Annotated in this window: 6 protein-coding genes, 1 tRNA gene and 1 pseudogene; 4 read left to right on the forward strand and 4 right to left on the reverse strand. The window is 69.2% G+C overall.

Features of this window, described 5'->3' with window-relative positions; translation table 11 throughout:
• The first annotated feature begins 28 nt into the window (after positions 1 to 28).
• Complete coding sequence (locus tag C8P66_RS24105) at positions 29 to 472, forward strand: hypothetical protein (protein ID WP_211314097.1); 444 nt, start codon at positions 29 to 31, stop codon at positions 470 to 472.
• A gap of 13 nt (positions 473 to 485) precedes the next feature.
• Here C8P66_RS24105 and C8P66_RS09785 read toward each other — a convergent pair.
• Positions 486 to 572, reverse strand: a tRNA-Leu gene (locus C8P66_RS09785).
• 114 nt (positions 573 to 686) lie between these two features.
• On the opposite strand from C8P66_RS09785, the gene C8P66_RS09790 reads away from it, so the two are divergent.
• Positions 687 to 1,913 (forward strand): cation:proton antiporter, encoded by a 1,227-nt coding sequence (locus C8P66_RS09790; protein ID WP_111398055.1) that lies wholly within the window; start codon positions 687 to 689, stop codon positions 1,911 to 1,913.
• A 6-nt stretch (positions 1,914 to 1,919) separates the two neighbouring features.
• On the opposite strand, the gene C8P66_RS09795 is transcribed toward C8P66_RS09790, so the two are convergent.
• The gene (locus C8P66_RS09795) at positions 1,920 to 2,741 is read right to left on the reverse strand and encodes a hypothetical protein (RefSeq protein ID WP_111398056.1); all 822 of its coding nucleotides are present in this window, start codon (positions 2,739 to 2,741) and stop codon (positions 1,920 to 1,922) included.
• A 170-nt stretch (positions 2,742 to 2,911) separates the two neighbouring features.
• Between C8P66_RS09795 and C8P66_RS09800 the strand changes: the two genes are divergently transcribed.
• The gene (locus C8P66_RS09800) at positions 2,912 to 3,307 is read left to right on the forward strand and encodes a RidA family protein (RefSeq protein ID WP_111398082.1); all 396 of its coding nucleotides are present in this window, start codon (positions 2,912 to 2,914) and stop codon (positions 3,305 to 3,307) included.
• Between the two features lie 151 nt (positions 3,308 to 3,458).
• Here the strand turns inward: C8P66_RS09800 and C8P66_RS09805 are convergent, their stop codons facing one another.
• The gene (locus C8P66_RS09805; protein ID WP_111398057.1) at positions 3,459 to 3,857 is read right to left on the reverse strand and encodes a DoxX family protein; all 399 of its coding nucleotides are present in this window, start codon (positions 3,855 to 3,857) and stop codon (positions 3,459 to 3,461) included.
• A gap of 1 nt (position 3,858) precedes the next feature.
• Positions 3,859 to 5,748, reverse strand: a complete 1,890-nt coding sequence (locus C8P66_RS09810; RefSeq protein WP_211314098.1) for an amidohydrolase — start codon at positions 5,746 to 5,748, stop codon at positions 3,859 to 3,861.
• A gap of 215 nt (positions 5,749 to 5,963) precedes the next feature.
• On the opposite strand from C8P66_RS09810, the pseudogene C8P66_RS09815 reads away from it, so the two are divergent.
• A pseudogene (locus C8P66_RS09815) lies at positions 5,964 to 6,103 on the forward strand (IS5/IS1182 family transposase); the annotation flags it as partial.

Below are 6,103 nucleotides of genomic sequence, written 5' to 3' on the forward strand. Positions count from 1 at the left end.
GAGGCTGGGGGATCGGTGTTTCCCCGGCATGATCACGCAACTCAACCCGCCCCTGCCGCTCACCACGACGCGTGGTCCCGGCCTCGCCCATTTCATCATCGACTATGGGCCGGAGCAGCACCTTCTTTGGGTGGTGTTCCTCGATGCCAATGGCGAATGCTGGACTGTCCCCAACCCGGAGGTCCGCATCCCCCCCAATTGGTCGATGCGGCGTCGCTTCAACACGGAACGGCTCGTCGCCTCAGACCCGACGACGCCGCCGGAGCCGACCCCGCCAGAGGCTCCGCCGCCCGAGGCCCCGCCGCCTGGGCCTGATCTGCCCGAACAGTCACCGCCGCCGGTGGAGTTGCCGCCGCTGACCCCGCCGATGCCCTCTCCACCGCCGCTGCGGATGGGGCGGCAGAACAGCTTTGTGGACCTGAGCCAGCTGAACGGCGCAGGGCGCGCCAGCCCGGCGCAGGCGAGCGTCTGATGACGCGGCGATCTGGTGCGGGCGGCGGGACTTGAACCCGCATGCCCCGAGGGGCGAGAGTTTTTAAGACTCTTCCGTCTACCGATTTCGGCACGCCCGCGCCGTCCGGACTCCTACAGCCACCCTGGGCTTAGCGACAGCCACGGCGGGCGTGAACGCGGCGCATCGGCGACAGCGCGTTGTATTGGCGACGCACTCGCCGCATGAGTTCGCCATGGACCCTTATATTCTCATCCTCGTTGCGACCGGGCTGCTGATCTTGTTGATCGCCTGGCTGCCGATGGTGCTGCACAAGCTGCCCCTGTCGCTGCCGATCGTGTGTGTCGGCCTGGGCGCCTTCGCCTTCTGGCTCGCCGATGGCGACTATCCGCTGCCGCAGAACCACCCGGAGGTGACCGAGCGTCTGACCGAGCTGGTGGTGATCGTGGCCCTGACCGGGGCGGGGTTGAAGCTCGACCGCCCCCTCGGCTGGCGGGCCTGGGGCGCGACCTGGCGGCTGCTCGGCATTGCGATGCCGCTCTCGATCCTGGGCATCGCAATGGTGGGGGGATGGCTGCTCGGCCTCGGCGCGGCCTCGGCGCTGCTGCTCGGCGCGGCCCTGGCGCCCACCGACCCGGTGTTGGCGGCCGATGTCCAGGTCGGCCCGCCCCGGGGCGGCGAGGAGGATGAGGTCCGGTTCTCCTTGACCGCCGAGGCCGGGCTGAACGATGGGCTCGCCTTCCCCTTCGTGAACCTCGCGATCCTGCTGGCAGCCTCAGAGGGCGCGCAAACCGTCGGCGAGTGGTTCGCGGTGGATGTGGTCTGGAAGCTCGGCGTCGGCATCGCGCTGGGCTGGCTGGTCGGACGGGTGCTGGCCTGGGCGACGTTCCATCTGCCGCATTCGGCCCGGCTCGCACGGACCGGCGATGGCTTCGTGGCGCTTGGGATCACCTTCCTTGCCTATGGCGTGACCGAACTCGCGCATGGCTATGGCTTCCTCGCGGTCTTCGTCGCGGCGCTGGCGGTTCGGGATGGGGAACGCGAGAACGATTTCCACGACCGGATGCACGGCTTCGCCGAGCAGATCGAGCGCCTGTTGATGATGGTCGTGCTGGTGCTGTTCGGCGGCGCCCTGGCGGGGGGGCTGCTTGCCCCGCTCAGCTGGGGGGGGCTGGTCGCAGCGCTGGTCTTCGTCTTCGTGGTGCGGCCGGCGGCCGGGGTGGTGGCCCTGGTCGGGAGCGACGTTGGGCCGTGGCGCGAACGCGCCGTCATCGCCTTCTTCGGGATACGGGGGCTCGGCAGTATCTACTACCTCGCCTATGCGCTGAACCTTGTGCCTCTGGCCGAGGCGGATCTGCTCTGGGCGGTGCTGGGACTGACGGTGCTGCTCTCCATCGTGCTGCATGGGATGACGGTGACGTCGGTGATGCGGGCGCTGGATGGCCGCCGGCGCGCCCGCTGACCCTGTTTATCCGGGCTCCGGGCTGAGGTGCATGGCGCCCATCTGCAAGCTGTCGAGCCGGGCGCGGCTGACGGCCGTGGCGGCGATCTTCTCCTGCAGCCGCACCCGGTCCCGGTCGGGGGCATCGAAGCGGTCGGACCAGACGATGAATCCGCGCGGGTCCGACGCCTCGATCATCACCCGTATCAGCCCCGCCTCATGGCGCGTGGTACCCTGGAGCACGGCACCGACACCCAGTTCGGCCGCCAGCCTGGCGGGGGAGTAGGCACGGTCCTTGTACTGAAGCGCCAGGCTGCGGGAGATCAGGCGCAGGCCCGGGGCACGCGCGAAGGCGAACATCAGCTCATCGGTCAGCCCATCGGCGAAGGCGGCATCGCCCGCCTCACCGGACAGCGCCCGGAAGGGCATGATCGCCAGCGCGGCGCCCAGCCCGTTGCGGAAAAGTGCCGCGCCGCCGGGCCGAGGGGCTTCGGGGCTCTGCGCCAGGAATTGGGGGACGTAGCCGCCCGTCGGCAGCGCGATGCGGATCGCATCGGTGCGGCCCTCATCGTCGTAATGCGCCTTGAGCTTGCCCCGCAGCCGTCGCGCTTCGACGCGCACCGTGGAGTCGATACGGGGGTCGTAGGGCGGCTCGCGCCCATAGACCGCATTGCCGATGACGGATTCCTTGAGCGTCGCGCCCCGCCCCTCCAGCACTTCGCCCACGATGAACCGCAGCAGCACCAACAGCCGCTCCGATCCCGCGAAGATCCTGCTGCGCTGCAGCCGGTCAAGCTCGGCGCGAACGACGGCGGGCGTTGGAACGGGCAACTCGGGCACGGCGTGCATCTCAGGCCTTTCCACAATCGCACGGAGAACGAAGCAAGATCGGCGGCCGCGCGTCAATTCAAGGAGCAGGATTTGGCAGCAGGATGCGCCAAGGCGCCGGCAGCATCGCTTGGGCCTCGATGCTCGACCAGCGGCCGCCAGACCGGCTAAGCCGGACGGAAGGAGACCGCATGACCGATCCGATCTTCCACCTGCTGCCGGGCTTCCCCGCCTCGATGTCGCCCAGCAGCCACGCGGCCGAGGCCGATGGGTTCGTCTTTCTGACAGGTCAGTTCGGGCGCGACCTGGACCGCCCGGATGATCCGCTGCCGGATGGCATCGCGGCGCAGACCGACCGCGCGCTGTCCAATATGGCCCGGGTGCTGGGGGGGCTGGGCCTCGGGCTTTGGAACGTCCTCAGCGTCCGCGTGTTCCTGACCCGGTTCCGGCAGGATTATGACGAGATGAACCTGGTCTATGCGCGCCACTTCACGGATGGCGCGCGGCCGGTGCGCACCTGCGTCGGCGTCACCGATCTTGTCCGTGGCGCGCTGATCGAGATCGACTGCGTCGCCAAGCGCGGCTGACGCACGGCGATCCTCCGTTCCAACGCGTCAAGATCGTCAACGAACCGCGGCGCGCCGCAAGACCGCGCGGCGGCGATGATCCACTCAGATGGGATATGCCATTGGCTGGGACGCTGACCGAACGGGCGCAGGCCAATCGCGCCCCCCTTGGTCAGGGCGTGCCGCCCCGCGCGGACAGGCGTGCGACCAGCACAAAGGCACCGGCCAACCCCAGATGCTCGAAGAACGCATTGGCGGTCATGAAGCGCTCATGCCCCGGCGGCAGCTCCCAGTACCGGTTCGCGATGAAGGTCGCCGCCAAAGTGAAGCCGGCCAGTGCCAGCGCGCCCAGCCAGCGCAGCCGCCCGGTGAGGATCATCGCGGAGGCGCCGAGTTCGAGCGCGATCGTCGCCGCCGCCACCACCGCGGGCAGGGGCAGGCCGAATTGCGCGGCCTCTCCGACCGCACCCTGAAAATCCAACAGCTTGTTCAACCCGCCCTGGAGATAGGCGGCACACAGGCCGAGCAACGCGAGCCATCCCAGCCAGGGCGAACGCCCGAGGGCCTGCATCTCAGACCGCCCAGCAGGCGCAGCCGAGCCCACCCCAGAAAGTGGCCAGATCCGAGACCGGCATCTCCGCCCCCCAGGCCCGGGCGTGGTCATGCCCATGCACGCCACAATCGGTGGCGCAGCCGCAGGAGGTGCGGCTCGCTGTGGTGACCGCATCGGCGGCGAAGGGCCGCCGTCCGGCCTCGGCGCGACGCTGGTAGCCGCCGAAGGTCTTTACGGGTGACCAGTCCGGGAGCACCGGCGGGGGCGGTGGCGCCAGGCCCGCGAAATCGCCCGCCCCGAACACCGGCTTGCCGCCGAGCACGGTCAGCACCGCCTCCAGGTCCTGGATGCCATCCTCCGGGACGGAGAAGTAATCGGCCGAGAGCACCGCCAGATCGGCAAGCTGGCCAAGCTTGATCTGGCCCTTCTTGCCATCCTCGGTCGAGAACCAGGTATTCGCCTCGGTCCAGAGGCGCAGGGCTTCCTCCCGGTCCAGCCGGTTCTCCGGCGGATACATGCGAAGCCCGCCGAGGGTGCGGCCGCTGACCAGCCAGGCGAGGCTGACCCAGGGGTTGTAGGAGGCGACGCGCGTCGCATCGGTGCCCGCGCCCACCGGCACGCCGGCCGCCAGCATGCGGCGGATCGGGGGGGTATGGGCCGCCGCTTCCAGCCCGTAGCGGGCGACGAAGGAATCCCCCTGGTAGGTCATGCGGTGCTGCACCGCGATGCCGCCGCCGAGGGCGGCGATGCGGTCGATGTTGCGCGCGCTGATGGTCTCGGCATGGTCGATGAACCAATGCAGCCCGCCGATCGGCTGGTCGCGGTTCACCGTCTCGAACACATCCAGGGCCCGGGTGATGGTCTCGTCATAGGTGGCGTGCAAGCGCCAGGGCCAGCGGTTCTCCACCAGCTTGCGCACCACGGCTTCGAGCTGGCCTTCCATGCCTGGGGCCAGATCCGGCCGGGGCTCGCGGAAATCCTCGAAATCGGCGGCGGAGAAGACCAGCATCTCGCCGGCGCCATTGTGGCGCAGGCTGTCATCGCCCTGGCCGGGGCTGACCATGCGGCCCCAGCGGGAGAAATCCTCCAGCTCCTCGCCGGCCTTCTGGGTGAAGAGGTTGTAGGCGATGCGCAGGGTCAGCTCGCCATCGGCATGCAGCTTGCCGATGATCTCGTAATCCTCGGGGTAATTCTGGAAGCCGCCGCCGGCATCGATGACGCTGGTGACGCCGAGGCGGTTCATCTCCCGCATGAAATGCCGGGTGGAGTTCAGCTGCTGCTCCGGCGGCAGCTTTGGCCCGCGTGCCAGCGTCGCATACAGGATCAATGCATTCGGTCGGGCCAGCAGCAGCCCGGTGGGCTCCCCGCTGGCATCGCGCTGGATTTCGCCGCCCGGCGGGTTCGGCGTGTCGCGCGTGTAGCCCACGGCCCGCATCGCGGCGCGGTTCAGCAGCGCGCGGTCATACAGATGCAGGATGAAGACGGGTGTGTCGGGCGCCGCCGCGTTCAGCTCCTCGATCGTCGGCAGGCGTTTCTCGGCGAATTGCTGGTCGGTGAAGCCGCCGACGACGCGCACCCATTGCGGCGGCGGCGTCACCTGGGCCTGGCGGCGCAGCATCGCCATCGCATCGGCCAGGGAGCGGACCCCATCCCAGCGCAGTTCGAGATTGTAGTTCAACCCGCCGCGGATGATGTGCATGTGGCTGTCGATCAGCCCCGGGATCGCACGCCGGCCGCCGAGGTCGATGATCTGCGTCGCCGGCCCGGCGGTCGGCAGGATGTCCCGCGCCTCGCCCACGGCGATGAAGCGCCCACCGCCGACAGCCACGGCCTCCGGGTTGGGATTGGCACGGTCAAGCGTGGTGAAACGCCCGTTGGTCAGGATCAGATCGGGGTGGGTCTGCGCCATTGCGGGGCTCCGGGCGATCGTGGACAGGCCCAGAGCCATAGCACCAGCCATAGCACCGGCGCCGGCCTGACGGCGCGTGGTCGGGGGCATGCCGGGATACTCCGGGACAGGGTCACGGCGCCGTCTGCGCCGCCGCGGAGTACTAGGTGGTGTGGACTCTAGGGATTCCCGAAAGGTGCGGAGCGTGATTCAAGGCTGCCTTTGGGGAGGCGGCCTTGGGCGTGTTGGACAGATTGGTGCTGAGCGATGCGGCGTGGGATCGGATGGCGCCGCTGATCATCGGCCGGCCGGATCAGAAGGGCTCGACGGGGCGCGACAATCGCATGTTTGTCGAAGGCGTGCTGTGGATCGTGCG

The sequence above is a fragment of the Humitalea rosea genome, assembly GCF_003253705.1.
GTDB lineage: Bacteria > Pseudomonadota > Alphaproteobacteria > Acetobacterales > Acetobacteraceae > Humitalea > Humitalea rosea.